The organism is Stakelama flava (assembly GCF_019351405.1).
Classification (GTDB): Bacteria; Pseudomonadota; Alphaproteobacteria; order Sphingomonadales; family Sphingomonadaceae; genus Sphingomonas; species Sphingomonas flava_A.
The window spans coordinates 205,723-230,322 of the sequence record NZ_JAHWZX010000002.1 but is presented as its reverse complement, the minus strand read 5'-3'; the positions used below and the strand labels follow the sequence as shown (position 1 = coordinate 230,322).

The 24,600-nt window shown below is 61.8% G+C and carries 16 protein-coding genes and 1 tRNA gene; 9 read left to right on the top strand and 8 right to left on the bottom strand.

Annotated features, from left to right (window positions below):
* Positions 1-54 precede the first annotated feature (54 nt).
* A complete protein-coding gene (locus KY084_RS03230) occupies positions 55-810 on the top strand; it encodes a competence/damage-inducible protein A (RefSeq protein ID WP_219236985.1) in 756 nt (251 codons plus the stop codon).
* Between the two features lie 203 nt (positions 811-1,013).
* Here the strand turns inward: KY084_RS03230 and KY084_RS03225 are convergent, their stop codons facing one another.
* The 4 genes from KY084_RS03225 to KY084_RS03210 form a co-directional block, all read right to left on the bottom strand.
* Positions 1,014-2,672 (bottom strand): FMN-binding glutamate synthase family protein, encoded by a 1,659-nt coding sequence (locus tag KY084_RS03225; RefSeq protein WP_219236984.1) that lies wholly within the window; start codon positions 2,670-2,672, stop codon positions 1,014-1,016.
* Between the two features lie 476 nt (positions 2,673-3,148).
* Positions 3,149-3,475, bottom strand: a complete 327-nt coding sequence (locus tag KY084_RS03220; protein WP_219236983.1) for a hypothetical protein — start codon at positions 3,473-3,475, stop codon at positions 3,149-3,151.
* 54 nt (positions 3,476-3,529) lie between these two features.
* Positions 3,530-4,984, bottom strand: coding sequence for a radical SAM family RiPP maturation amino acid epimerase (locus KY084_RS03215; protein WP_219236982.1), 1,455 nt, complete (start codon positions 4,982-4,984; stop codon positions 3,530-3,532).
* A gap of 106 nt (positions 4,985-5,090) precedes the next feature.
* Complete coding sequence (locus KY084_RS03210) at positions 5,091-5,492, bottom strand: hypothetical protein (protein ID WP_219236981.1); 402 nt, start codon at positions 5,490-5,492, stop codon at positions 5,091-5,093.
* Positions 5,493-5,825: 333 nt separating this feature from the next.
* Between KY084_RS03210 and KY084_RS03205 the strand changes: the two genes are divergently transcribed.
* From KY084_RS03205 to KY084_RS03195, 3 genes are all read left to right on the top strand, one after another.
* The gene (locus KY084_RS03205; protein ID WP_219236980.1) at positions 5,826-7,064 is read left to right on the top strand and encodes an HlyD family secretion protein; all 1,239 of its coding nucleotides are present in this window, start codon (positions 5,826-5,828) and stop codon (positions 7,062-7,064) included.
* A complete protein-coding gene (locus KY084_RS03200; protein ID WP_246586827.1) occupies positions 7,061-9,184 on the top strand; it encodes a peptidase domain-containing ABC transporter in 2,124 nt (707 codons plus the stop codon). Before KY084_RS03205 ends, KY084_RS03200 begins: the two co-directional genes overlap by 4 nt.
* Positions 9,185-9,283: 99 nt before the next feature.
* Entirely contained in the window at positions 9,284-10,078 is a 795-nt protein-coding gene (locus KY084_RS03195) for a glycosyltransferase family A protein (protein WP_219236978.1), read from the top strand.
* Between the two features lie 8 nt (positions 10,079-10,086).
* Here the strand turns inward: KY084_RS03195 and KY084_RS03190 are convergent, their stop codons facing one another.
* Positions 10,087-11,109: an alpha/beta hydrolase family protein gene (locus tag KY084_RS03190; RefSeq protein WP_219236977.1), complete on the bottom strand. Its 1,023-nt coding sequence runs from the start codon at positions 11,107-11,109 to the stop codon at positions 10,087-10,089.
* A gap of 668 nt (positions 11,110-11,777) precedes the next feature.
* Between KY084_RS03190 and KY084_RS03185 the strand changes: the two genes are divergently transcribed.
* The gene (locus KY084_RS03185) at positions 11,778-12,932 is read left to right on the top strand and encodes a hypothetical protein (RefSeq protein WP_219236976.1); all 1,155 of its coding nucleotides are present in this window, start codon (positions 11,778-11,780) and stop codon (positions 12,930-12,932) included.
* 169 nt (positions 12,933-13,101) lie between these two features.
* Positions 13,102-14,721, top strand: a complete 1,620-nt coding sequence (locus KY084_RS03180; RefSeq protein ID WP_219236975.1) for a recombinase family protein — start codon at positions 13,102-13,104, stop codon at positions 14,719-14,721.
* Here KY084_RS03180 and KY084_RS03175 read toward each other — a convergent pair.
* Positions 14,687-14,760: transfer RNA gene (locus tag KY084_RS03175), tRNA-Gly, on the bottom strand. The genes KY084_RS03180 and KY084_RS03175 overlap by 35 nt on opposite strands.
* Before the next feature lie 214 nt (positions 14,761-14,974).
* On the opposite strand from KY084_RS03175, the gene KY084_RS03170 reads away from it, so the two are divergent.
* Complete coding sequence (locus tag KY084_RS03170; RefSeq protein ID WP_219236974.1) at positions 14,975-17,860, top strand: DUF2339 domain-containing protein; 2,886 nt, start codon at positions 14,975-14,977, stop codon at positions 17,858-17,860.
* Between the two features lie 103 nt (positions 17,861-17,963).
* Positions 17,964-18,701 (top strand): metallophosphoesterase family protein, encoded by a 738-nt coding sequence (locus tag KY084_RS03165; RefSeq protein ID WP_219236973.1) that lies wholly within the window; start codon positions 17,964-17,966, stop codon positions 18,699-18,701.
* A gap of 95 nt (positions 18,702-18,796) precedes the next feature.
* Here KY084_RS03165 and KY084_RS03160 read toward each other — a convergent pair whose 3' ends face one another.
* Positions 18,797-19,690, bottom strand: a complete 894-nt coding sequence (locus KY084_RS03160; RefSeq protein WP_219236972.1) for an SDR family oxidoreductase — start codon at positions 19,688-19,690, stop codon at positions 18,797-18,799.
* Positions 19,691-19,791: 101 nt separating this feature from the next.
* On the opposite strand from KY084_RS03160, the gene KY084_RS03155 reads away from it, so the two are divergent.
* Positions 19,792-20,736 (top strand): AraC family transcriptional regulator, encoded by a 945-nt coding sequence (locus tag KY084_RS03155; protein ID WP_219236971.1) that lies wholly within the window; start codon positions 19,792-19,794, stop codon positions 20,734-20,736.
* Positions 20,737-20,910: 174 nt separating this feature from the next.
* Here KY084_RS03155 and KY084_RS03150 read toward each other — a convergent pair whose 3' ends face one another.
* The gene (locus tag KY084_RS03150; protein ID WP_219236970.1) at positions 20,911-24,450 is read right to left on the bottom strand and encodes an autotransporter domain-containing protein; all 3,540 of its coding nucleotides are present in this window, start codon (positions 24,448-24,450) and stop codon (positions 20,911-20,913) included.
* Positions 24,451-24,600: the final 150 nt, after the last annotated feature.

The following is a 24,600-nucleotide window of genomic DNA, read 5'->3' as shown; positions in this document are numbered from 1 at the left end:
AGCGCGACGCTCGCCGCTTTGCGAGTGGCGGACGCTGGGCTATGACCCACGCCCATGAGCGAACGCATTTGGACCGCAGCCCTGGCCGTTATCGGCGACGAAATCCTTTCGGGCCGAACGCAGGACAGGAATATAGCGCAGCTCGCCACCTGGCTGAACGCGCAGGGGATAAGGCTGGCCGAGGTGCGCGTTGTGCCCGATCGCACCGATGCCATTGTCGAGGCGGTGAATATCCTGCGTTCACGCAATGATTATCTGTTCACCACCGGCGGTATCGGCCCGACGCATGACGATATCACCGTCGATGCGATCGCCGCGGCGCTGAACGTGGAGGTGGTGGTGCACCCGCAGGCACGCGCGGCGCTGGAAGCGCATTATGCGACGCGCGGCGGCCTGACCGATGCACGGCTGCGCATGGCGCGGGTGCCGCAGGGCGCGGACCTGATCGTCAACCGGATGTCGGGCGCGCCGGGTATCAAAGTCGCGAACATCTTCATTCTGGCGGGTGTGCCGCACATTGCCGCCGGGATGCTCGATGCGCTGACCGGTACGCTGGAAGGCGGCAGGCCGCTGGTGTCGCACCAGATCGGCTGCTGGACCGCGGAGAGCGAGGTCGCCGACGTGCTGCGCGACGCCGAGAAGGCGCATCCGGGCGTTGCGATCGGCAGCTATCCCTTTTTTCGCGAAGGAAGGGTGGGCGCGAACTTCGTCATCCGCGCCACCGATCCGGCGCTGGTCGATGCGTGCGTCGCCGCCCTCACTCGCGCGCTGACCGATACGGGCCGCGAGGTGGTGGAAGGCGGGATTTAAGTCGCTCTATTCGTCGCCCGAAATCTTCTTCGCTACCCGCGACAGGAAGGTAATGGGATCGCGGCCTTGCCATAGCCATATTCGGCTGTTTCCCGCTTGTCGCACTGTCTTTGCCGGAAAAATGCCGCATGGCGCGTTGGGTGTCAGCGCATCCATACGCTTCATGCAGTATTTTCGATGGGCCGCAAAGCGCGTTGCTCGCTTCACGCCGATTTCTGTTTCGCCTGTGCGTGCGGGATTTCGCTGCGTGCCGAAAAGCTATCCGGGTCGGCGGCGTGCCAGTGGCGCGCATAAATGGTCTCGTCCGGAGCGTCGATCAGTTCATTCTCCGCGATAAAGGCGTCGAGTGCGTCGATGCTTCCCGCCTTGATCGCATCGCCGCGCATGGAGAGGTGATGCGAGCGCAGGTCACGAGGGTGTTCTAGGCCCGCCGCCGCGACAATATCGGCGAGCGCTTCCAGCGTCTTTTTGTGGAAGCGTGCGGCGTGCTTCGATTGGGTATCGACGACCAGCCCGCGCTGTCGGATCGGGTCCTGCGTTGTGATGCCGGTGGGGCAGGTGCCGGTATGGCAGCGCTGCGCCTGAATACAGCCGATCGAGAACAGAAATGCGCGCGCTGCGTTGCACCAGTCGGCGCCGATGGCGAGATTTTCCGCCATGCCCGCGCCCGAAAACACCTTTCCGCTCGCACCAAGCCGGATATGTTTTTTCAGGCCCGTTCCGACCAGCGCGTTGCGCATCAGGATCAAACCTTCGCGCAGCGGCATGCCGACATGGTTGGACAGTTCCAGCGGCGCAGCACCGGTGCCGCCCTCCGCGCCATCGACCACGATGAAGTCGGGCAGGATGCCGGTCTTGCGAATTGCCTTCATGATCGCGAAGACTTCGTGAATCTGTCCCACGCACAATTTGATGCCGACCGGCTTGCCGCCCGACATGTCGCGCATCAATGCCGCGAATTCGAGCATTTCGCACGGCGTGGAAAAGGCCGAATGACCGCGTGGAGAGAGGCAGTCCTGATGCGCGGGTACTTTGCGCGTGCGGGCGATCTCCTCGGTCACCTTCGCGGCGGGAAGCATGCCGCCATGCCCCGGCTTCGCGCCTTGTGACAGCTTGATCTCGGTCATTTTGACGACATCGCGGCTTGCCTCTTCGGTAAAGAGGTCGGGATCGAACGATCCGTCCTCTTTGCGGCAACCGAAATAGCCCGATCCGATTTCCCAGACGATGTCGCCGCCATGTTCACGGTGATAGCGGCTCAGGCCTCCTTCGCCGGTGTCGTGAAAATAGTTGCCCGTCTTCGCGCCCAGATTGAGCGCGCGGATCGCATTGGGCGACAGCGCGCCAAAGCTCATCGCCGAAACATTAAGCAGCGAGGCGGAATAGGGGTGCGTGCACTGATCGGTGCCGATCAGCGTGCGTGGTGTTTTATCCGGGTTTTCGGCGGGTTTGATCGAATGATTGATCCAGTTATAGCCCGCTTCGCCGACATCGAGTTCAGTGCCGAACGGATGCGCTTCGCTGGTCCCGCGCGCACGGGCATAGACCAGATTGCGCGCTTCGATGCTGTAAGGTTTTCCCTCCAGATCCCCCTCGACGATATATTGGCGCAGATAGGGGCGAAGGTCGAAAAACAGCCAGCGGATATGCGCGGCGACCGGATAGTTGCGGGTCAGCGTAAGCCGGTCCTGCACGCTGTCGTACAGGCCAAGGCACAGCAAGGGTACGGTGAAGATCAGGCCAAGCAGCCACCAATGGTCGACGCGAAGCGCCAGAAAAGCGAACAGGGCGGTGAAAAGCAGTGCGGCGACGAACAGCTGTGCCCGGACCAGATAGGCGAGCACCGACTTCAGATATTTCAAAAATGCCTCCGCTGACTGTCTTGCGCTAAGGCGAACGACCGGCGGAAGGCTTTGGTTCACAAGCGGCGATATGCTGGAGCGGGCGAAGGGAACACGCCATTGCCGCAAATGGCTTGTCGCCGAGATTTAACTGCAAGGTCGCCCAGTGAATTCATGCCAGTGCCCTATTATCTTACGTCGGGCACGCCTGTCGGCGGCAGCGGCCGCGATGGCGTGTGCCGCTCACGGACGGGCTCCGCCGGATCGGAGCTTGGCTCATCCCGGCCAAACTTGGCCCGCAAGGCGCCAGTCTGTAGAATCTGAGACTGCCCAGCTTCGGCCGGAGCGGAAGCCATTCTGCTTTCAAGTCGACGATGGCACCCACATCATTCATAGGAATGATCAAGGCATCCGAAAGACCGATGCTTCTAAATCAAGGACTCCCGAGCACCAGCCACCTTTGACCATTGCCCGAGTTTTCTTACCGGATCTTTGGATCAGACTTGGCGAAGGCTGCGCCGCGCGATGATCAGATGAATGCACTGGATGACAAGAAGCAAGCCCGTGACGAGCGGTATCGCATAGACCGCCTCCTGCTCCTGTCCGGGACGCGGCGCCGAGTAGACGGAGATCACCGAAAGCGCGATCGCGAGAAGGATCGCTAGAACCGGGAAGAAGGCGAGTGCGAACGGCCTTGGTGCGGTCCAGTTGACCTTGCCCGTCAGCGACCATTGCATGGGAATTCGCGCGTGATTGCTGAGCATCGAGTTCGCCGCGAACGCAACCAGGACCATGGCGATGATTATGATGCCGGTGATGATCATGCTTCTCGCTCCGATTTCCTCATTTTGTCCGGATCGCTCCGGTCAAGCAATGCATCAGCTGACACGGCATCTTTCGATCTGATGTCGCACATCCTGCACGATCACGCCTTCCTGCCAAATCTTCTCGAGTTCGGCCACGGCCGTGATAAGTGGAATGCCCTGAGCCATGCAGTGCTCGGCGATGCTGATCGGTGTTTCCTCGCCGCTGGCAAGGAGCGGGCCGACATTGCCGATGAAGTCGTTCGCGACTTCGATCTTGCGGAACACGACTCCACGGGCGCTTCTCTCGCGATCGAATTTTCCGCCGTCGGCAAGCCTCACCGGCTGTCGGCCGGATAGCGCGGGCTTCATATTCTCTGCGACCATCGTGTGAAGAATGAATTTCAGCTGGTCGGCATCGACGTAAGTGCGCGAGTCGAAGATGATATATCCATCCGGACACGCATCGGAGGGCATCGTCGGACTGATCAACTTGACCGTCTTCTCTACGATGTTGACGAGGAAACCCGTCACGCAGGCTATCGTCCCGTCGTGCGATTCTTCCTTGCTCCGCTTCTTCTCAAAGTTCCTGCCGGCGGCGAACTTCGTGACGGCAAGTTCCTTGCCGGTCTGGAGGACTAGCTCGACGCCGTAAAGCTCCTCGGGCGTGAACTCCTCGTGGATCTCTAGCAGCTTGCGCTTTGTCATGACCGAGAACCTGTTTGGCGTGGTCTTTCGCTCGCGCCAAATCTCCAGCACCCGGCGAGTGAGCTCGACGTTCCGCATGGGAATGGCGGTGGTCGTCTGCGGCACTACACCCGCGACCTGCTCGAATATCTCTAAGAACTCGGCATATTCCGGGTTGTCGAGGGGGTCGGTCGCCCAGTAGCAGAATCCGCACTGCATGCCATCGCCGACCACGCTCTGGACGGCTTCTAGCGTCTTGCGCCATTCGACGGCACCCCCATCCGCAAGCGTGGCGTGGCCTTTAAACTGCTTCGCTGAGATGCCGCAGAACCAGCAGCCGACCGAGCAGCCCGAGGAAAGCTCGAATGCGACGGGAGGGTGGGTAATGCCGATGGCGGACACGTCGAGCTGCAGCGCTGCACGGTTGATGTTGCGGGCTCTCCAGAGATCGAACGCTGGCGTGAGGCCATTGCTTCCTGCAGCTGGCGCGATGGCGTCGCGCACCTCGATCGCTCCGATGAGGTGACGGTCCCAGAGGAATGCGAGCGGCCAGTCCAACAGATTCGCCGATCGCCGATAAACGAAGTAGTCGGGATGGAAGATGGGTTGCAGACTAGTCACGTCGACCTCGCAGCCGCACAACCTCTGCGCTTCTTCCAGCGTCATCGTCTCCTGGATGATCGCGCCACGGAGGTCCTCATCGACGGTCCACCGCTCGAGAAAGCGCTTCGCGTGCGCCAACGTCCTCGTGGTGTCGTAGTCCAGGTCAAACACGTCGCGGAAGCGGTCCGCTATCGATTTGGCCGCGAGCGACTGCGGCGCTTCCTTTGCCGACGTGAGCATACCAGACTCCCCACCTTCCCAGATTGGCCAACCGCATTATCGTCACTTTGGGAGACGCCCCGGTGCCCCAACCGAACTGCGTCCGGTCGGGCTTCGGGAACGGCAGTCAGCTGGAGACCCAGACGTGCGTCGCGGCCGCCGCGTAGATCGACACGAAGCCGCCAGCGGCGACGAAGACGGCGACGGCCAGCGCGACCGCAGCCGCAACGACGACGACAGCGCCGAGCACAGGAACTGCGGCGACGCCGCCTACGACATAGTCGATCTCAGCTTCCGACAGTTCCACGATCGTGTTGTCGTTTGCCGACTTCACGAACTTGATCGAGCTCTTCGACAGCGTGAGACCCGACAGATAGCTCTGCCAGTCGTCCTGCGCAATGCCGCGCTCCTGGCGAACGCCGAGCTCCATTAGGGATCCGAGGCTGAAGTCATCCTCAAGTTCTTTACGCGACTCGTTCCAGTTGGCTTCGAGCGAACTCTCGTAGTTTCGAATGGCAGAACTTTGCACAGCATACTCCCCCAATAGAAATAAAGCGCGCTTTATTTAGTCAAAAGACGAGTGTTCGGAAGGCGGGGATGGCCAGACTCCGCTCATGCCAAATCAATCTTTTGACGATATCATGGTGGTTTAGTCCCGTCAAGTGCCCTGAAAGTCCTCATTTTCGGAGAAGAATCCGTTTTGGTCTGATTAGTTCGTCGGGTAGTTGTTTACTCGATCCTTGTCTTTCTACTTTGTTTCCTGGACGACACTCAGGAGACGGAGGTGGAAGATCGATCAATGGTCGGATGTGTGCTGGATGAGCGTGAGTTTCGCATGTTCATAGTCATGGGTCTTCGCTGAATGAGTTCGTCGAAGCTCTTTCGAAGCGAGGTCGCCGTCTCGAGATCCGAACGCGTGTTTGGTGAGGTCAGCGTCCTGATTCCGGCGTCCTGGCAGGTCATCGGCTACCTGCTGTTCGCCGCCGTCGCGACGGCGGTGCTGTTCGCCTCGCTGGCGACATATGCGCGGATCGAGACCGTTGGAGGCTCGATCGTACCGGCTGCGGGCGTTGCACCGATCATTCCCACGAGAGCCGGGGTGATCGTTTCAATCGGAGTGGTCGAGGGACAGACGGTCAAGGCCGGCCAAGTGGTGGCGATAGTCCGCAGCGAGGAGGATGTCGCCGTTGGAGAGTCGGTCGGTGCGCGGATCGAAGACGCGATCTCGCTACAGGATTCCAGCCTTCAGCTGCAGCTCAGCGCCGCTCAGGCATCGGCATTGTCGGCTCAAAGGCAGTTCGAAGCTCAGAGGGCCGGATTCGCTGCGGAGATCGGGCAACTCGAGTCGCAAATCGCGTTTCAGCAGACGCTCATCGAAAATTCTGTCCGTGCCTACGATAGGGCGCGACGGATTGCCGAGCGCGGTTTCATCAGTCAGCGCGACCTGGAGGCTCTCCAGGATACAGTCGTATCGCGCAGGCAGGCCATGTCGCAGCTTACGCAGGCGCTGGCCTCTAAACGGTCCCAGCTCGCGGAGGCCGCCAAGATGTCGGATCAATCGCGCTTCCAGGCCGATGCCCAGGTTGCTGCGCTGGAAGCGTCCCGCGCTCAGCTTAAGCAGCAGGCTGCATCCGCTGAAGGTAACAGGTCCTATGCCATCCGTTCGCCCCTGTCTGGTCAGATTGCGGCCTTGATGGCTCGGATCGGGCAGCCGGCGACGACCCAGGCGTCGTTAATGACCGTCGTGCCGGGCGACTCGCCGCTTAGGGCCGAGCTGGCGGTGCCGAGCTCGGCGATCGGCTTCGTCAAGCGGGGCCAGCAGGTCCGATTGGCGATGGACTCGTTTCCCTACCAAAGGTTCGGGACTGTGGCGGGGACGGTCCTCACCGTCGCGGCGAGTCCGATCTCCCAGCCTGGACCGTCTGGAACTGCCGTGTCGGTCTATCCTGTCGTGGTGGAGCTTTCCACGACCTATTCCCTAGCCTACGGTCGCCGCGAGAGACTGATCCCCGGCATGACCCTGACGGCGAGGATCGTCACCGACCGTCAGTCGCTGCTGCAATGGTTGTTCGATCCTCTTTTCGCGGTGAGCCGCCGTTGACTCAGATCGACCGATCCCTCGACATCGGCTTCCTGACGCGGACGCGGATCAAGCTCGTGCGGCAGACTGAGATCGCGGAGTGCGGACTGGCGGCGCTCACGATGATCGCCTGCTATCATGGGCTTTCCGTCGATCTCGGATCGATGCGGCGACGGTTCGCTCTATCTCTTCGCGGCGCGCCGCTTCGCTCTCTCATGTTGATGGCGGACCGCATCGGTCTGACGGCAAGGGCCGTCAAGGCCCCGCTGGAGCAAATCGGCGGCCTCCATTTGCCCGCGATCCTGCACTGGGATCTGAACCACTACGTGGTTGTCGAGCGGGTGAGGCACGGACGTGCGCTGATCCACAATCCTGACGGGCGCTCCGGATGGCTGCCGATGTCCGAGGTCTCAAGGCATTTCACCGGGGTGGCGCTCGAATTGCGTCCGTCGGGTTCGTTTGTGCCGTCGACGAGCAAGGAGCGGATAACTCTCGGAGAACTGCGCAAGAGTGCGTCCGGCTTGAAGCGGGCGCTGATGCAAACACTGACGCTCAGCTTGGTTCTGCAGGCGTTCGTTCTCGCGTCGCCCTACTACATGCAGATCGCGATCGACGACGCGCTGCCGTCGCTCGATCTCGATCTGCTCAGCGTTCTTGCTGTCGGCTTCGCCCTCTTCACCCTGGTCAACGTCGCGGCAGGCTTCCTCAGATCGTTCGTTCTGCTGGTCGCGGGATCGTCGCTCGGATTCGGAATCTCCGCGAGTATTGCGCGGAGACTGTTCCGCCTTCCTATCGACTGGTTCGAGAAACGGCACGTCGGTGACGTTCTTTCGCGATTCCAGTCGGTTCAGCCGATCCAGACCCTGCTCACGCAGGGTGCCGTTGCTGGCATCATCGACGGCTCGATGGCTGCGTTCACTTTCGTCCTGATGATATGGTATAGTCCCACACTGGCACTGGTAGCGGCAGTCGCTTTCGCGCTCTATCTCGTCCTGCGGCTCGTGACCTTTTCGCTCGAACGGGAGGCCAACGAATCCTACATCGTCGCGCACGGCAAAGAGCAGACGACGATGATCGAGACGGTGCGCGGCATCACGGCGCTCCGACTGTTCGGCCACGAGGCCGCTCGCCACTCATTCTGGCAGACCAGGCTTGTCGAGGCGATCAACGCTCAGCTGAGGGTGTCGCGCATCGGAGTCTGGCAGAACAGCGGGAACGCACTGGTATTCGGGCTCGAGGCGGTGCTGTCGGTATGGCTCGCGATTAGGCTCGTCATATCCGGAAACGGGTTCAGCGTCGGCATGGTGTTCGCCTACATGGCCTACAAGCAGCAATTCATCACCAAAGCTTCCTCGTTCGTAGACCAAGCGATCGCGCTGCGCATGCTTGGACTCCATCTCGATCGCCTATCTGACATCGCGCTGGCAGAGGAGGACGCGAGCTTCGGACCGGATCAGGACATCGAAAGCGAGTTGAGCGGCCGCCTGGACCTCAAGGGGGTTTTCTACCGCTATGGTCCGACGGATCCGATTATATTGGACGATCTGTCGGTATCTATCGGCGCAGGAGAACATGTCGCGATCACAGGACCATCGGGGGGCGGCAAGTCGACCCTCGTGAAGTTGATGCTCGGCCTCATCGAACCGAGCAGAGGCGAGGTCCTGGTAGATGGGCAACCGTTGACGACCTTCGGTCGCAAGAGCTTTCATCGTCAAGTCGCGGCGGTCCTGCAGGAGGACAGCCTGTTCGCCGGGAGCTTGGCGGAGAACATTGCCCTCTATGATGACGAAATGGATCTCGACATGATCGCGGAGGCTGCGGAACTGGCCTCGATCCACGACGAGATCGTCCGGATGCCGATGAAATACGAGACGCTGGTCGGCGACATGGGCTCGACAATGTCCGGTGGACAGAAGCAACGTCTGCTCCTTGCGAGAGCGCTTTATCGCAGACCCCGTTTGCTGATCATGGACGAGGGAACCGCGCAGCTCGACTTGGAGCACGAGCGCCGGATCAACGAGGCCGTTGCGAAGATGGGCATCACCCGGATCATAATCGCGCATCGCCAGGAGACGATCGACATGGCTGGCCGCGTCCTGATGCTTCGCGATGGCAAGCTGTCGGAGGTGTCGACGTCGTGATCGGCACCCGTCGACGGGCGTCAAGCAAAGGCCGCAGAATTTCAGCGCTTTCGTCGCCGACATGCGGGCGAGCGACTGGAAGAAACAGGGAGAGTGGTAGTGGAAGACAGAGTGGTACGCGTGCAAACGGCAAATCCTTTGAATCGGGAGCTGATCGTGTCGCTGACCTCGTATCCGCCGCGTTTTCCCTATCTCCACCTTACTCTCAAGAGTCTTATCGACCAGTCCGTGAAGCCCGATAGGATCGTTGTATGGATCGCCGATGACGATCTGGACGCACTGCCGCAGGAGTGCTGGGCATTCGAAAGTGAGGTCGAGTTCGTCGCCTGCGCTGACGTCAAATCCTACAAGAAGCTGTCATTTGCGCTCCAACGTCATCCTGACTCCTACATCGTGACTGCGGACGACGACGTCTTCTATCACCGCAAGTGGCTCGAGTCGTTGGTCCACGAGGCACGGATCGGCACACCCGACGTGCTCTGCCACGTAGCGTTCCGGTTCCACTTGGCCGATGATGGCTCGGTCGCGAAGTATTCCGAATGGAGCCGGGATGTGCAGGATGCCTACAGCAGAAGATCGTCCGAAGACCTCGTTGCGATCGGCGTCGGCGGCGTGCTTTATCCGCCTGGCGCCCTGTCGGCCGAGGCGGCGGATGTCGAGCTGAGCCAGCGGATATGCCCGCATGGCGACGATCTGTGGTATTTCGCGATGGCCAGGCTCAAGGGCACGCGTGTTCGAAAGGTCGGGCCGCGTCTGAAGGCGGTGTTGTGGGATGGCTCGCAGGATGCTGGGCTGTTCAAGTTCAACGTCCCGTTCGGTAACGATCGTTCCGTCGCCAACCTCGTTGCAAGGTATGGCATGTCCCTGTTCGAGGCCGGACAGATGCTGCGGTGAATGATCGGTCAGTGTCGAGGGCCGTCCATGGCGGCCAGCCAGTCTCCAACGATCTTCAGCGCGATCGGCGAGATTGTCTCCTCGATCTCCTGATACTCGCCTATCCTGCCGGACTCTGATGTCTGCAGAAGGTGGTTCAGGCCTCCGACCTCGCGGATTGTCGCGTCAGCGTGCCCTCGCAAAGCCTGCTTAATCTCCGAAAGGTTCGACGACGCTGGCGTCTGCAGGTCGTTGCCCCCGGTGATCGCAAGGACTGGGCACCTTATCAGCGAGAGGTTGGGGCGCGGATCGTGAGCGAGAAACCAGCGCATCCAGGGTGAAGCGATCGCTGCCACCTCGGGTGGGATATCATGGAGCTCCTCGCCATCCTCTTTTGCCAAGCGCATCCACTCCACCTTGAGCGCGACGGAGGCAGACGCCGCGCCCTTGGCTTGCATCACGATCTCGAAAAGATGCTCCATGCGTTCGTTGGATGCGTGGACGAGTTCCGAAGGAACTCCCTCGCTCAGCTCGATCAGGCGCTTCTGTTCCAACAGCAGCTGGGCGCCGGGAATGCCAATGCCGCCCAGCATGATAACAAAGGAGACGTTCGGCTCATGAGCCGCGACCATCGATGCGATCAGCGCTCCTTCGCTCTGACCCAGCAGGCCCACGCGATTAGAATCGATTTTCTTGTGCGCCCTGAGATGTGCGAAGCCCGCTTTCGCATCCTTCGCGAAGTCCGCAGTTGTGGCATCGGACGCGCAACCAGCGGACCCCCCGATACCGCGATCGTCGACACGAAGCGTCGCGATACCGCGACGGGCGAGGAAGTCAGACCAGACGAGGAAGGGTTTGTGGCCGAATACCGTCTGGTCTCTGTCGTGCCGTCCCGAGCCGGTGATGAGCAGTGCGGCGAGAAACGGTCCCTCACCGGCCGGTATCGTCAGCGTTCCCGCTAGACGGATGCCGTCCTGTCCACCGTCGAACAGCATCTCTTCTGTGTCGTAGGGAAACGGCGGAGTGGGTTTCTGCGGTCTTCGGATCGTCACCTAGTGCGCCGTCGTCTTGGTCAACGTTAGCGGGATTGTCGTGCCGTTTTGCGTCCAGTAGCCAACAAGCGTTCTTCCGTCGGGCGAAAGTGTGGCGTTAAACTCCGCTAGCGGAGACTCAAGGATGAAGCGATAAGATGTCGCCTTTTGAACGACGCTTGTAATCCGGAGGCCGGTAGCTCCCTGAGCTGGGCTGTCGAGCGTCGCGATCCAGTCTCCTGGTCTTCCTATTACGTGAAGGATGAGCGGAAGCGAGCTTCCCGGCACCGGCGTCAGATCTCCCTTCCAGTCTCCCGTCGACAACGATGCGTCCGCTTCCTGAACAGGCATTGCGACGATCTGGGACGGGGAGGAGATCGCGATCACGGCAATTACGCTCAACGGTACACGCATTCTGTGGACCCCTCTTAATCATCGGGTGGTTACGAGTTTAACAGGCTGAATGAAAATTACATCAAGCTAGTCCGATTACCGATGATCCCAATCACTTCGAGCGGATTTGGGCAGATGTCGATGCGCCTGGCGTGCGGAACCGCGTCGATAAAGACTGGAACCGCCGACGCGACACTGGCGGCGTCGAGCTGGTCAGGGACTGTTTGGGGATAAATCTGCTTACTGACCTCTCTCGCGATCGCGGCCGCACAGGGCGGCCGGATCGTGGGAGACAGATGATGAGCACGAAGTCCAACCCTCTGCCGTTCGACGATGAGCCGAATGCACATGTGCCCGAAATGCCTGAGAGCGAGACCGGCGTTTTGAACGACGCAGAGCCGATCGAAGATGGCCTCCAAGTCCATACCGACAGCGATGCCAACGACAAGGTTGCCGAGAACCTCGCCGACTTTGAAACGGGCAATAATCACGCCGATCACGTCGAGGATGCCGAGGATCACAATTGCACCGAAGAATTCAGGCCCGCCGCCACGGTGCCGGGCGAATTCCTGGTGCCGATCCGCGAAATCGGCGAGTGGGAATATCACCTCCGCCGCTTCTCGCCGGTCAGGGCCTCGCATGCCTCCGCGCTGGCGCTGAGCGCGTCCGATCCGCGCTCTCTCCGTCCGATCGTCGTGCTGGAAAAGCACGGCAAGTATCTCGTCGTCGACGGCCGCTTCATGCTCGGAGCGATCAAGGCACAGCACCCCGGCGACGATGATGTCATGGTCCGCGTTGTCCTCTTCAGCGGCGACGAGGGCGAAGCGGTCGCCGCCATGTGCGACGGCGCGCTCGGCACCGCGGTCGCGACGAAGATGGAGATGGCGCATGGCTTGCTCGCGCTCCAGCGCGCGAACCGCATCAGCCAGACTGCGCTCGCCGAGCGCTATGGCGCTCTCACCAAGGACAAGGTCAGCCAGATGCTGATCGCGGCTCGTCTGCAGGAAGCCTATCCCGTGCTGTTCCAAGTGCTGGAAGAGCCGCACAAGGCACCGATCTCGCTGGCCGTCGCGCTCAACAAGGCCGTGAAGGCGATGACGCAGGCCGACTTCGTCGATCTGCTCGCGCGTGCCGCGGCCTGCGTTGAAGATGGCGAGCGCTGTGGTCCCGGTGATCTGTTCGATCTGCTGGACATCCCGCACCAGCGGGTGACCAAAGCCGATGGCTCCGATAATATGATCACCTTGGAGGCCGACGACGCGGCCGAAGCCATTTTCGGCCACGACGACCAGCAGGTCGGCAGTGCCGAGCAGCTCGCGGACGGAGCCGAACGTCTCACCCTGCCGTCGGCGACCGTCGTGGGCGGCATGAACCACAACGAGCGCGAAGCCGCGGCGGAGGGCTTCATTACCCACATCCGGCGGTACTTCGGCCTCGGCGCGCCCGTGTGATCTATACCTGCGGGAGCGAGCATCATGACCGCACCCACACCGCTTCCGCCCGATCCGGAACAGGACGGGCGGAAGCGACTCGATCCGGGACTCGTGGAACTGGTCAAGGCTCTTGCAAGGGCAAGTGCTGCGCGGGACACTGCCCATCTCCGCACCCGAAAGCCTTGATATGAAGACGCTGATCTATGCCCGCTTCTCCAGCCTTCTGCAGAACAGCCGTTCGCTCGAAGACCAGATCAGGATCTGCCGCGAACGCTGCGAGCGTGAACGCTGGCCGATCGTCGAGGTCTATACCGATTACGCCATTTCTGGGGCGGCGGGGATTAGCGAAAGCCAGCGGCCCGGCCTTGCCGCGATGCTGGCCCGCGTCGAGGCAGGCGGCATCGAGCAGGTTTTTGCCGAAAGCACCGACAGGATTGCGCGTCACGAAGGTGACAGCTTCGCGATCCGCGAGCGACTTGGCTATGCCGGTGTCAGGCTGTTCACCTTGTCGGACGGCGAGGTTAACCATCTGACCGGGACCATCAAGGGATTGATGGACGCGGACTTCAGAAAGCAACTCGGTGCCAAGGTCAGGCGGGGCCAGCAGGGCACTGTAGCGCAGGGGCGTTCGCCCGTCGGAATCGCCTATGGCTACTGTATGGCCAATCGGATCGACGCCAATGGCCGCGCTGTCCGCGGTCTGCGCGAGATCGACCCGGAACAGGCAGCAGTGGTCCGGCGCGTGTTCGCGGAATATGCCGACGGGCTCAGTCCAAAGCGAATAGCCGAACGACTGAATGCCGAGGGCATCCCCGGCCCCCGAGGGACGCGTTGGCGCGCGACGACGCTGCGACCCGATCGCACCCGGGGAAACGGCATGCTCCAGAATCAGCTCTACATCGGTCGTATCGTGCATGGCCGCACATCCAAGATCACCGAGCCGATGACGCGCACGGTGCGCATCCGCCCAAACCCGCCCGATCAGTGGAAAATTCAGGACGTACCGCATCTGCGGATCATCGATCAGGCGCTGTGGGACAAGGTGCAGGAGGGCCTCGCGCGTCGTGAGGGCGGTGCACCAGTGCAGCACAGGCGAGAGCGGCACATGCTTTCTGGCGTAGGGGTCTGCGGCGTATGCGGCGGTTCATGGAACGTTCGTACGGCCAAGTTCTGGGGCTGCGGCAACCGCAACGAAGGGAGCGGTTGCACCAACAACCGCACCATCTCGACGGAAAACTATGAAGCGCGGGTGCTGGCCGGGCTGCGCGAGCGCATGCTCGCCCCCGAATTGGTAGAAATCTTTGTCGCCGAGTATCAGGCAGAATACGCCAAGCGCACGGAGTATGCCCTGCGGCAGCGCAGGAGAGCGGAGCGGCGGGTGGTGAATGCCAACGCCCGAATTGACAGGTTCGTGGCCGCTCTGGGATCAGGCGCGCGCGGATTCGCCGAAATCCAAGAAGCTCTCGTCAAGGCGCGCACCGATCGCGATATCGCCTTAGCCGAACTGCAGGAGCAGGATGCGTTGCCGGTCGTCGCCTTGCATCCCGCCATCGCCGCCGACTACCGACGGCAGATCGTCAGGCTTCAGTCGGCACTTGCAGATCCTGACGCCAACCAGGATGCCGCGTCCGCGCTGCGGTCGCTCATCGATCGTATCGTGATAACGCCCAACCCCAACGGCCGGGGCGTGTTGATGGAGATAGAAGGCAGGCTCGCCGGCATCATCGCACTCGCCACCGGGCGCGAGCCGCCAGTGTCACTTACTGCAAAGGTGGAGCGGGCGAAGGGAATCGAACCCTCGTCGTAAGCTTGGGAAGCTTCTGCTCTGCCATTGAGCTACGCCCGCGATGCTGCTGGAAACACGGACCGGTTCCAGCCGCCTTCCTGCAGATCGGGATGCATCGGGCACCCGCTGCGAAACGCGGTTGCGGATTGCCACGACAAGGCAAGACCGGTCAACAACTATGTTGGACAGCGGCGATGGTCATCGGGTGCTGCTGACCGTGCACCGATCGGCTTTTTGCGGTAGCTACACCGCGGCAATGGTCGAAGGGGCACGGGTGGAGCTGCTGTTTTTCTTTATCGGGGCGGGCGTGCTGGCGTGGTGCTGGCACCGGATCGGGCTGCTGGAACGCCGCGTTGCCGAACTGGAAGCCGGAATGCGGGTTGCCGATGCGCCAGCGCCGGTTGGCGAACGCCGCCCGGATGTGCGCGAGGACGCACCGACGACGCCGCCGGCCGAACCTGTCGAACCTGCCACTTCCATAGCGACGAAAGCTGTACCTGCGCCGGAACTTCGACCACATGCGCGCACCGCGCCGAATATCCCGAACCGGCTGGAAATCGCCGACCGGCTGAAGCGGTTGAAGCCGGGTTTCGATTTCGAAGAGATTTTCGGGCGGCTCCTTCCGATCTGGGGCGGCGGCATCGCGCTTGCGATCGCGGGTTTCTTCCTCGTGCGCTGGTCGATCGAGGTGGGCATGCTCACCCGGACGGTGCGCGCCGCGATGGGCTTCGGCTTCGGCGTGCTGCTGTTGATCGCGGCGGAATGCGCGCTTCGGTTTGAAGCGCGGGTTCGCGATGCCCGCGTGCGTCAGGCGCTTGCCGGGGCGGGCCTCGCCACCCTGTATGCCAGCTTCTACCTTGCGGGCAGCCATTACGCGCTGATCGGTCCGGTCGCTTCCTTTGTCGGCATGGCGGTGGTGACGGCGCTGGCGATCGGCCTTTCGTTCCGGTTTGGATTGCCCAGCGCGGTGCTGGGCCTTGTCGGCGGGTTTGCCGCGCCGGCGCTGGCGGGCGACACCGCGCCGAACCTGCCGCTGCTGGTGACCTATCTGGCGCTGGTGACCGGCGGGCTTGCCGCAACCGGGCAACGGCAGAAGCGGCCCTGGCTCGGCGTTGCCGCGCTGGGGGGCGGCTTGTGCTGGGCCGTGCTGATGCTGTTCGCCGCGCCGTTCGGCAGCGGCGGTATCCTTGCCCTTGGCTTTTACCTGATCCTGATCGGGGCGATGCTGCCCGCGCTGATCGGGGCCGGAGCACTGGGCCGGATCAGCCGCGTCATCGCAGCGGCGCTGGCAACGGCGCAGATCGCCGCGCTGGTCGGTGAATCGGGGTACAGCCTGCTTGCATGGGGGTGCTATCTGCTGCTGGCGGTGGCGATCGCCGCGCTCGGCCTGCGGGTGCCCGTAATGCGCCGGGCAGGGGGCGTCGCGGCCGCGCTGTCGGTCTGGCTGCTCGCCGCGTGGACCGGGGCGAGCGCCGGATGGTTCGCCGTGATCGCAGGCGCGATGGCATTGATCTTTGCAGGCGCGCCTGTGCTCGTCATTGCTCGGCGCGAGGCGCAACGCGTCGATTGGGGACAGGTCGCGCTGTATCCGATCGCGCTTGTCTTCGCTTCGTGCGTCCGGTTTGGCATCGACATCGTCGCCGGGCAGAATGCGCTTGTCGCGCTCGCCGCTCTTGTTTTGACAGGCGCACCTGGGTTCGCGGCGCGGCGTGACTGGCCCGCGCGCGACGAACAATTCACAGCCGGCCCGTTCGCGGCGCTTGCCGGCGCGTCCGTGATGACGGTGCTGACGATATTGCTGGCATTGCCGGGATGGAGCGCGCCGCTGGCAAGCATGATCGCAGCCATCGCTGTCTTCATACTGCTGCGCGGTCGCGACGCGGTTCTGCCGCGCGCGTTGCAATGGGGAATCGCCCTGACCGGGGTTGCGCTGCTGATCGCGACGAGCCGGTGGAGCGAGGCGACGACGATGATGGGCACCGCGCGGCACATCGATTGGCGCGCCGCGCTGCGCTGGACCATGGCGGCAGTGCCTTTCGTACTGCTGCGCATCGAAGCGCGCCGCAAGGCGGAGCGCCGGCCGGGTGAAGCGCTCGCGGCACTGCTGGGCTATGGCGCGGTGGCGATGGTTACACCGCAACATTGGTTGCCGCTGGTCGTGGCTATGGTGATACTCGCGATCGCCTGGCGCGCCGCATTCGCACGGGCCGCGATCGCGACGCTGCTCGCCATCGCCGCGCTATGGGCGGCGGTTCCGCTGCTGCAATGGTCGGGCGGGGGCCTTGCCGCGCTGTCGGGCGAACCCTTCCTGATCGGCGATCTTCCCGCGCTTGCCCACGCGATCCGATATCTCGCCCCGTTTGCCGTGGCGCTGATCGGTGTGACGGTATTGGCGGGGCGGATCGGTTCGCGCACCCATGCCGCGATTGCCGGTCTGGCGTTCGCGGTAACGCTGGTCCTTGGCCATATCCTGTTCAAACAGCTTTTTGCCATCGCCAATACGGCCGATTTCGTGCGTCGAGGACTGGCCGAACGGACGGTGTGGGAGGCGATTCTGGCGCTCGGCGCGATCGGGGTCATGCGCGCACCGGTCGACGTTCCGGGACGCAAAAAGGCGTCCTATGCGCTGGCGGTGGTTGCGCTGGCGCATTTCGCATGGTTCGGCATGGCGCTGCACAATCCCCTGTGGGCGGCGCAGGCGGTGGGTGGTCTGCCCCTGCTGAACCTGCTGCTACCCGCCTATGGCATTGTTATCGGCACGACCATTTGGCTGCGTGGGCAAATCGGACAGGGCAGGCGGCGCACGGCATTCGATGCGGCGATCATGCTGCTGCTGTCGGTTTATGCGATCAGCACGCTGCGACAGGTTTTTGCCGGCACCATCCTGCCGGGGCATGTCGGTCAGGTGGAGGACCTGCTTCGTTCGATCCTTGCGATCGCGCTGGCGCTCGCCTTTCTGGCATGGGGTGCGAAGTCGCAGCAGCGCAGTTGGCGGATCGGATCGCTGGTGCTCATGCTGCTCGCGGTGTGCAAGGTGTTCCTGTTTGACGCTGCCGGGCTGGAGGGGCTGGGCAGGATCGCGTCCTTCTTTGCGCTTGGCATCTGCCTGATCGGGATCGGCTGGTTCTATTCGCGTCAGCTGGGTCGCACTCCCGGGTAACGCGCAACGCACGCGCCCCACCATTGGCTCTTTTCGCCGGTGCGGTGCGTTGAAACGAAAAGCGCGCAACGGCTGCAAGCTATACGCACAGGTGAGGTGAAAGGTGACCAGGTTATTTCATGTCAGCGACCTGCATTTCGGTGCGGAGGACCGGACGGCGCTTGACTGGTTCGCGCATGTCGTTGCCACGGAACGGCCCGATGCGATCATCATGACGGGGGACCTGACCATGCGCGCGCGGCGACATGAATTTGCCGCTGCCGCTGACTGGCTCGCCGATCTGGGTTGCCCGGTCACTGTGGAGGTGGGCAACCACGACCTTCCCTATCTAAATCCGCTGGCGCGCCTTATTCGTCCCTATGGCCGCTATCGTGCGGTGGAGCGGATGGTTGAACGGCCGCTTGATCTGAGCGGCGTCACGATTGTGCCGATGCGAACGACGGCGCGTTTCCAGCTTCGCCTCAACTGGTCGAAAGGGCGGGTCGGGCGCGGCGCGCTGAAACAGGCGGTGGAGGAGATGGCTGCCCATGACGGGAGCGACATGATGCTGGTGGCGTGTCACCACCCGCTGCTGGAGCCGGGAACGCGTTCCACATCGCGAACACGCGGCGGGGCCGAGGCGCTCGAAGCGCTGGCGAAGGCGGGCGCGCATGCCGTGCTCAGCGGGCATGTTCATGACCCATTCGATGTCGCCCATCCGGTCGCCGGTCGCACGGTGCGGCTGATCGGCGCGGGCACGCTGTCGGAACGCACTCGCGACGCCGCACCTTCTTTCAACCAGATTGTGGTGCGCGACGGCGCGATCGACGTCCGTCACCGCTATCTGACCGAGCACGCCTGACAGGCGGGGACGAAACGTTTCGCGCGAAAAAGGGCGGCCCGTTACCGGACCGCCCCCGACCGGCATGCCCACGCATCCCTTCGCAAACCAGACGCTCAATAATTGTCCTCGATATCTTCGATAAGACCCGGTTCGCGCGGCTCCCAATCCAGGCGGCGTTTTGTAAGGTTGCTGGAAACGGGGCCATTGCCGCGAACCGGCATCGCCAGGGGGCCGAAATATTCCATGGCCTCATCGGGCGCGATGGAGCGGGTGGGAAGGCCGAGCCGCCGGCCGATCGCTTCAGCGATGTCCCTGAAGGCGATGCCTTGTTCGGCCACGGCGTTGAACGTGCTCGCCCCGCCATTTTTTTCGAGAGCGCATTTATAGAGGCGGGCCGCGTCGAGCCGGTGGACCGATGGCCAGACATTCTTGCCGTCGCCGATATAACCGCTCTCTCCCTTTTGGCGCGCCAGTTTCATGAGTTGGGGGAGAAATCCGTGGCTTTCCCCCGCGCCATGGACCGAGCGGGGGAGCCGTACGGTCGCGGCGCGTATGCCGCGCTCTGCAAGTGCCGCTGCGGTCTGTTCGGAATCGCGCGGAAACGCGGGATTGACGGGAAGGGGGGGCGTCTCCTCGGTCAGCACCTGACCCTCAGGCAACACCCCGATTCCGCCGGTAACCAGGATAAGCCGGTTCGACCCTTCAAAGACTTCGCCGAACGCCTCAATTGCCTGGCGATCCTGCCTTGCCGCTTCCGCGAACGCGGCAGGTTGGCCCAGACCGCGGCCAAAGGCGGTATGGACCACGGCATCCGCGCCCTTCGTGCCGCGTTTCAGCGTGTCGAGATCGTTGAGCGCACCTGACAGCGGTTCACCGCCAAGCGAAGTGAGCAGCCGGGCTTTCTCTTCGGACCGCACGAGGCCGACCACCTGATGCCCTGCCTCGACCAGCTGGCCTGTCAGAGCGGACCCGACCCAGCCTGTCGCGCCGGTGATAAAAACGCGCATCAATTTTCCTTGAATGTCGTTTGTGGAAAATGATCGCTACGGCAAATAATATTGTACGATAATGCTAGTTGGATGCGTTTTTATGTGAGATCATCCAAACAATGTGGATTGGCGCCTTTTCCCCCGACGATATTCTGTCTGTCGTGCTTTCCCGGTTGAAGCTGGAGGCGTTCGCAACCGGCGCTTTCGATGCGGGTGGCGCATGGGCGATCGAATTTTCACCCGGCGAAGCCCTGACCTTCAAGGTTGTAACGAAAGGGGAATGCTGGCTTGCCGTAGAGGGGTTGGCGGAGCGTCATCTGCTGAACAGCGGAGACTGTTTCCTGATTTCGGGAGGTCGGGGTTTTATATTGTCCAAAGACCAAAATCCCGGTGAGCGAACGTCGGTGGAAGCGTTGGCGCGCGCGAGGCGTGAGGACGGCATGGCCATTTGCAACGGCGGTGGCGACGTTGTCTCGATCGGCACGATGTTTCGCTTCGACGGCACATTTTCGAAGACGTTTGTGCGCTCGCTTCCCCCTGTCATCCTGATCCCTGCGCATTCCGACCGGGCTGCGACGCTGCGCTGGACTGTTGAGACGTTCGTTGCAGAATTTTATGCATGCCGCACCGGGCAGGCGCTGATGATGGGATATCTTGCCCCGATACTTCTGCTGCAAATCCTGCGGCTTCATCTCGCAGCGGGCAACGATGACAAAAACTGGATGATCGCGCTGTCGCATCCGAAATTGTCCAGGGTGATGCGGGCGATTCATGTCGATTATGGCAAGGCCTGGACGCTTGCGCGACTGGCCGAAACGGCCGGCATGTCGCGGGCCGGTCTTGCAGCGAATTTCAGGAAATTCATCGGCGTTTCGCCGATCGAGTATCTCACGCGCTGGCGAATGCAGGTTGCGTGCGATTTCCTGAAAGAAGGAAAATACAGCATCGCAGAAGTGGCCAGCCAGGTGGGGTACGAATCTGAAAGCGCTTTCAGCGCCGCGTTCAACAGGATCGTTCAGTGTCGCCCCGGTTTTTATCGGCGAAACCGGAATGGCCTGATCTGACATGGCACCACCGCATCAGCGGCCATGAAGCGAAACTCATGCGATGCTCTTTGCACTGTACCGCTGCGGGTAGTGACAATGCCGCTTCGCGCGGCGGTACTTCATCGCATTCCTTTTTCGTGAAAGGGCGGCCCGTTACCGGACCGCCCATGATTGTCGTCCGACAACCTTCGTTCAGAAGGCGATGCGAAGCGTTGCGCGATAGGTCTGATATTCCACATCCGCGCGGCCGACGGTGGTGAACGCTTCGGCACTGAGCATGAAGCGGCCGCTGGTCGATATGCCGCCGCCGATTTCGCCCCAGTTCTTGTCCGAACCCGGCATCGCGAACAGTGCGTTGGGACCGACACCGCCGACGAAGTTCGCGCCGAAAGCCGCGGGCTTGTCCTTGAAGTCATGGACGAAGGTGCCCGTGATATAGGGTTCGATGCCGCCCTTTGCCGCGATGGTAAGGCCTGCGCGACCCTGTAGGCTGTCATAATTGCCAAGGTCATATTGCAGCGCCGGCCCTTCGCCCCGCTCCGCGGTGGGAGTGAAGCCGATCCGGGTGTAGCGCCCGGAAATTCGCGGCGTGAAAGCGACCGAAGAGCCAGCGCCGAAATCCTTGCTCAGCCCGACTTCGCCGGTCAGCGCGAATGCGGTGTCGTTCGCCCGCAGATCATAGCTGTCCGATCCCACAGAAACCTGACGCCGCGTATCGACCGAGAATGCGCCGCCGCTGATCTGCGAATCGAGCGCGATGCCGTTTTCGAACGTGGTGCCCGAATAGAAGGTCAGCTGATACAGGTGGCTGTCCGCGCTCTGCCCCGGCGTACCCGCATCGCCATCGATATCGGTGTAGGAAAAGGCGATGCCGAACAGGCCGCTATCGCCGATCGCCTTTTCGATGCCGCCGGCAAGGAAGAATCCGTCGAATTCATTGCGGGCATAGGGGTTGGCGGTGGGCATGCCGCGGCTGTGGCCGTCGATATAGCCGCCCGCGATGAACGCACTGGCGTCTTCGGGCAGGACGTCCTGCCGCACTTCGGGCTGCGCCGATGCATCGACCGCGACATCGGCTGCCATAGTCGGGTTGAGCGTGGCTGCCGACGCCATCTGCATCGGTTTTCCATACAGCGCCAGCGTGCCGCCTGAATTACCTTGGCTGACCCGCGCGATCCGCTGTGTAATGAAGCGCGCGTTCGAATCAAGTGCGACGGTGCCCATCGCGGGGGCTGCCGCCTGAGCACGCGGGGCCAGACCTTCCAGCGTGCCCTGAATCCTGCCCGCATCCATCATGTCGAGCGTGCCGTACAGATCGGCATATTCGTCATACTGGACACGGTTCTGATCGAGCAGTTGCGCATAGGCGCTCTGGATCGGCGCGCCGGAAGCGATGACATCGGCATATTTGCCCGCTTCGATCGTCACGGTAACCGAATTGGGACCATAGCTGAGTTCGGGCCGCAGGATCGCGCTGAAGGCAGTGGTCGCCATGTCGAAGGTGCCGTCAACCTCGCCATCGGCGGTGATGACCGTGTAGCTGTATCCGTCACGAAGCAACGTTCCCTCAGTCGGCGTGAACACCACAGCTCCGCCAAGGCCGGCAAGTCCGTTCAGAGGTTCGCCATTCTGATCCTCAGCCGTCGCGTGAACGGCGATAAGGTCCGAAACGCCATCCTCTCCCAGATCGACCATATAAGTGCTGCCCGATGTCAGGACGATATTGCCATTGAAGGTCAGCGTCCCGACGGTACCGACACCACCCGGTGCGATAACGCCGGCCATGCTGGTGAAGTACGGCGTATTGATCGTACCGCTGCCCTGCAGACCGCCGGACATCAGGAAATAGTCGCCGTTGGTCGATAACGTACCGTTGACCCGCATCATGCCCGAATATTGGGTGATATCCATCAGGCTGGTCAGCGAGCCGTCTGTCCCGATGTCCAACGCGGCTTCGGCGTTGGCCACGGTGAAGCGGTCGATGGTGACCGCCTGATCAAGCGTCGTGGTGCCGGCGGCGGAAAGGGTCACGTCGAAATATCTCGGCGCGGTTCCACTTATGCGGTCGCCGTCCGCATTGTTCGGCACGAAACCGGTTGCGCCCGGCAAGCCATTGGCCAGCGTCGGATCGGGTAGGGCCGGGGCCTGCTCGTCAGCGGCTGCAGTCCGTGATGGGGCGGTGGCGACATTATCGTCACCGCTCTGAAGAGAAGCTGTCGAAGCCGTACCTTTGTCATTGGAAAAGTCACCGGTGCCAGTGGTAGGATAGACCACCGTCTCGTTGCCGGTGCTGACGTCTAGACAGTCGGAAACTCCCCCGATCAGCGGACCTTCGACACAGATTTGGCCAAACTGACCATCGGTGCCGTTGACGCCCTCGCCGGGTGTTGCTGGAAGACCGGTTACCAAATTACCGTTTTCATCAATCACGGCATAGTTTGGATCAATAGTGGTAACCCAGTGGTCGGGATCGCTCCACGCCCCGTCGCCCGCCTTGGCGCTTGCATAATGATATGGATTGTTCGCCGCTATCCAGTCCCAGTAGAGATAGAGCGGTTGATAAAAGTTGACCGCGCCGTAGCCATAGGGTGCGCCGCCATAGATGGTTGGATAGCCTCCTGACAGCACGCCAATGACAACCGGCCGGTTGAATGTGTCGTCGAGAATGAGCGGACCGCCCGAGTCTCCAGGGGCAGTTATGCCCTCATGCGGTGTCGCATCGTCGCGGAACGCGTTGATGTCGTATGGATTGGCTGTCGCCGTACCACGACGGGGATCGTCAAAATCGAGAAAATACAAATTCTGATAGAGACCGTTCGAAGGTGAATTGAGGAAAGTCTCAAAGGTATCGAGGTTTGTTAGTGCGCCGAGCATGTTTTCTGCAACGCGACGGCGATAGTCCGATCCCGCTGTTGCCCCGGCCTCACCTGTGCCAATGGTTCCATAGCCCTGTATCTGGACATGATACCCTGTCCCCGCAGCGGTAGGTTCCCCATCCGGCGCTGGAAGCGCGGAGAACAGAAGCGTCCAGGTCGGGATCCCCGCCGCGGGCGTGTCGAGACCGGCGAGCGCCACGTCGCTGTACAGAAAGCTTTGCGCTTCCGGTTCAAGCGACCCCGGATTGTAAGCGACATACTCGGCATTATACATCGCCGCCGACACGTCCGTAGTATAGCCGCCATTCAGCCAATCGCCAAAAGCATAAGTGGGCGAGGTGTTGTTATTAACGCCGAACCCGAAACCGATCGGCTTGCCGCCCGACGCTGCGCCGTAATCGGTCGCTGCCTCTTCGTTCACGCAATGCGCGGCGAAGAGGACCGTGCGCGGGTTGATCAGCGTGCCGGTGCAAAGGCCAACATACCCGTTCTGCTGATCAATGATCATCTGACCGATGCCGGTGACGTCGTTGCCGTCGACGGCCGTATCGGGGGTGCCGGGATTGGCAATCACCACTTGGGGTTCGGGCGCGACCGGGGTCGGCAAACGAAAGCTATTTTGCGATTCCTGCGTCGCGCTTTGCGGTACATCGACTGCGAAGTCAGGGGCGTCGCCTTGCGTGATATTCAATGCGAAATTTGGCGCGGTGGCCTGAGCAATGTCCAGTGCGAAATTAGGCTGAGCGCTCTGCGCGTTCGCGGCGCCGCTCACCACCAGGCAGACAAGCGCGGTGGACGAGGCGAGAAGAACATTATTGCGCAGACGAGCGCCGGCGCGCGAACGATATGTTGTCATGAAACCCCCAAGTTCCTGTTTATGAACAAGAGGCTAATGCGCGGCGTAGCTGGTAACAATCCGGAAACATTTCCGCTATGTTTCCGGTGCCGGAGTCTGTGGCAAAATAGTTACAATCGGATTGGGTGCACACGAAAAAGGGCGGCTCCC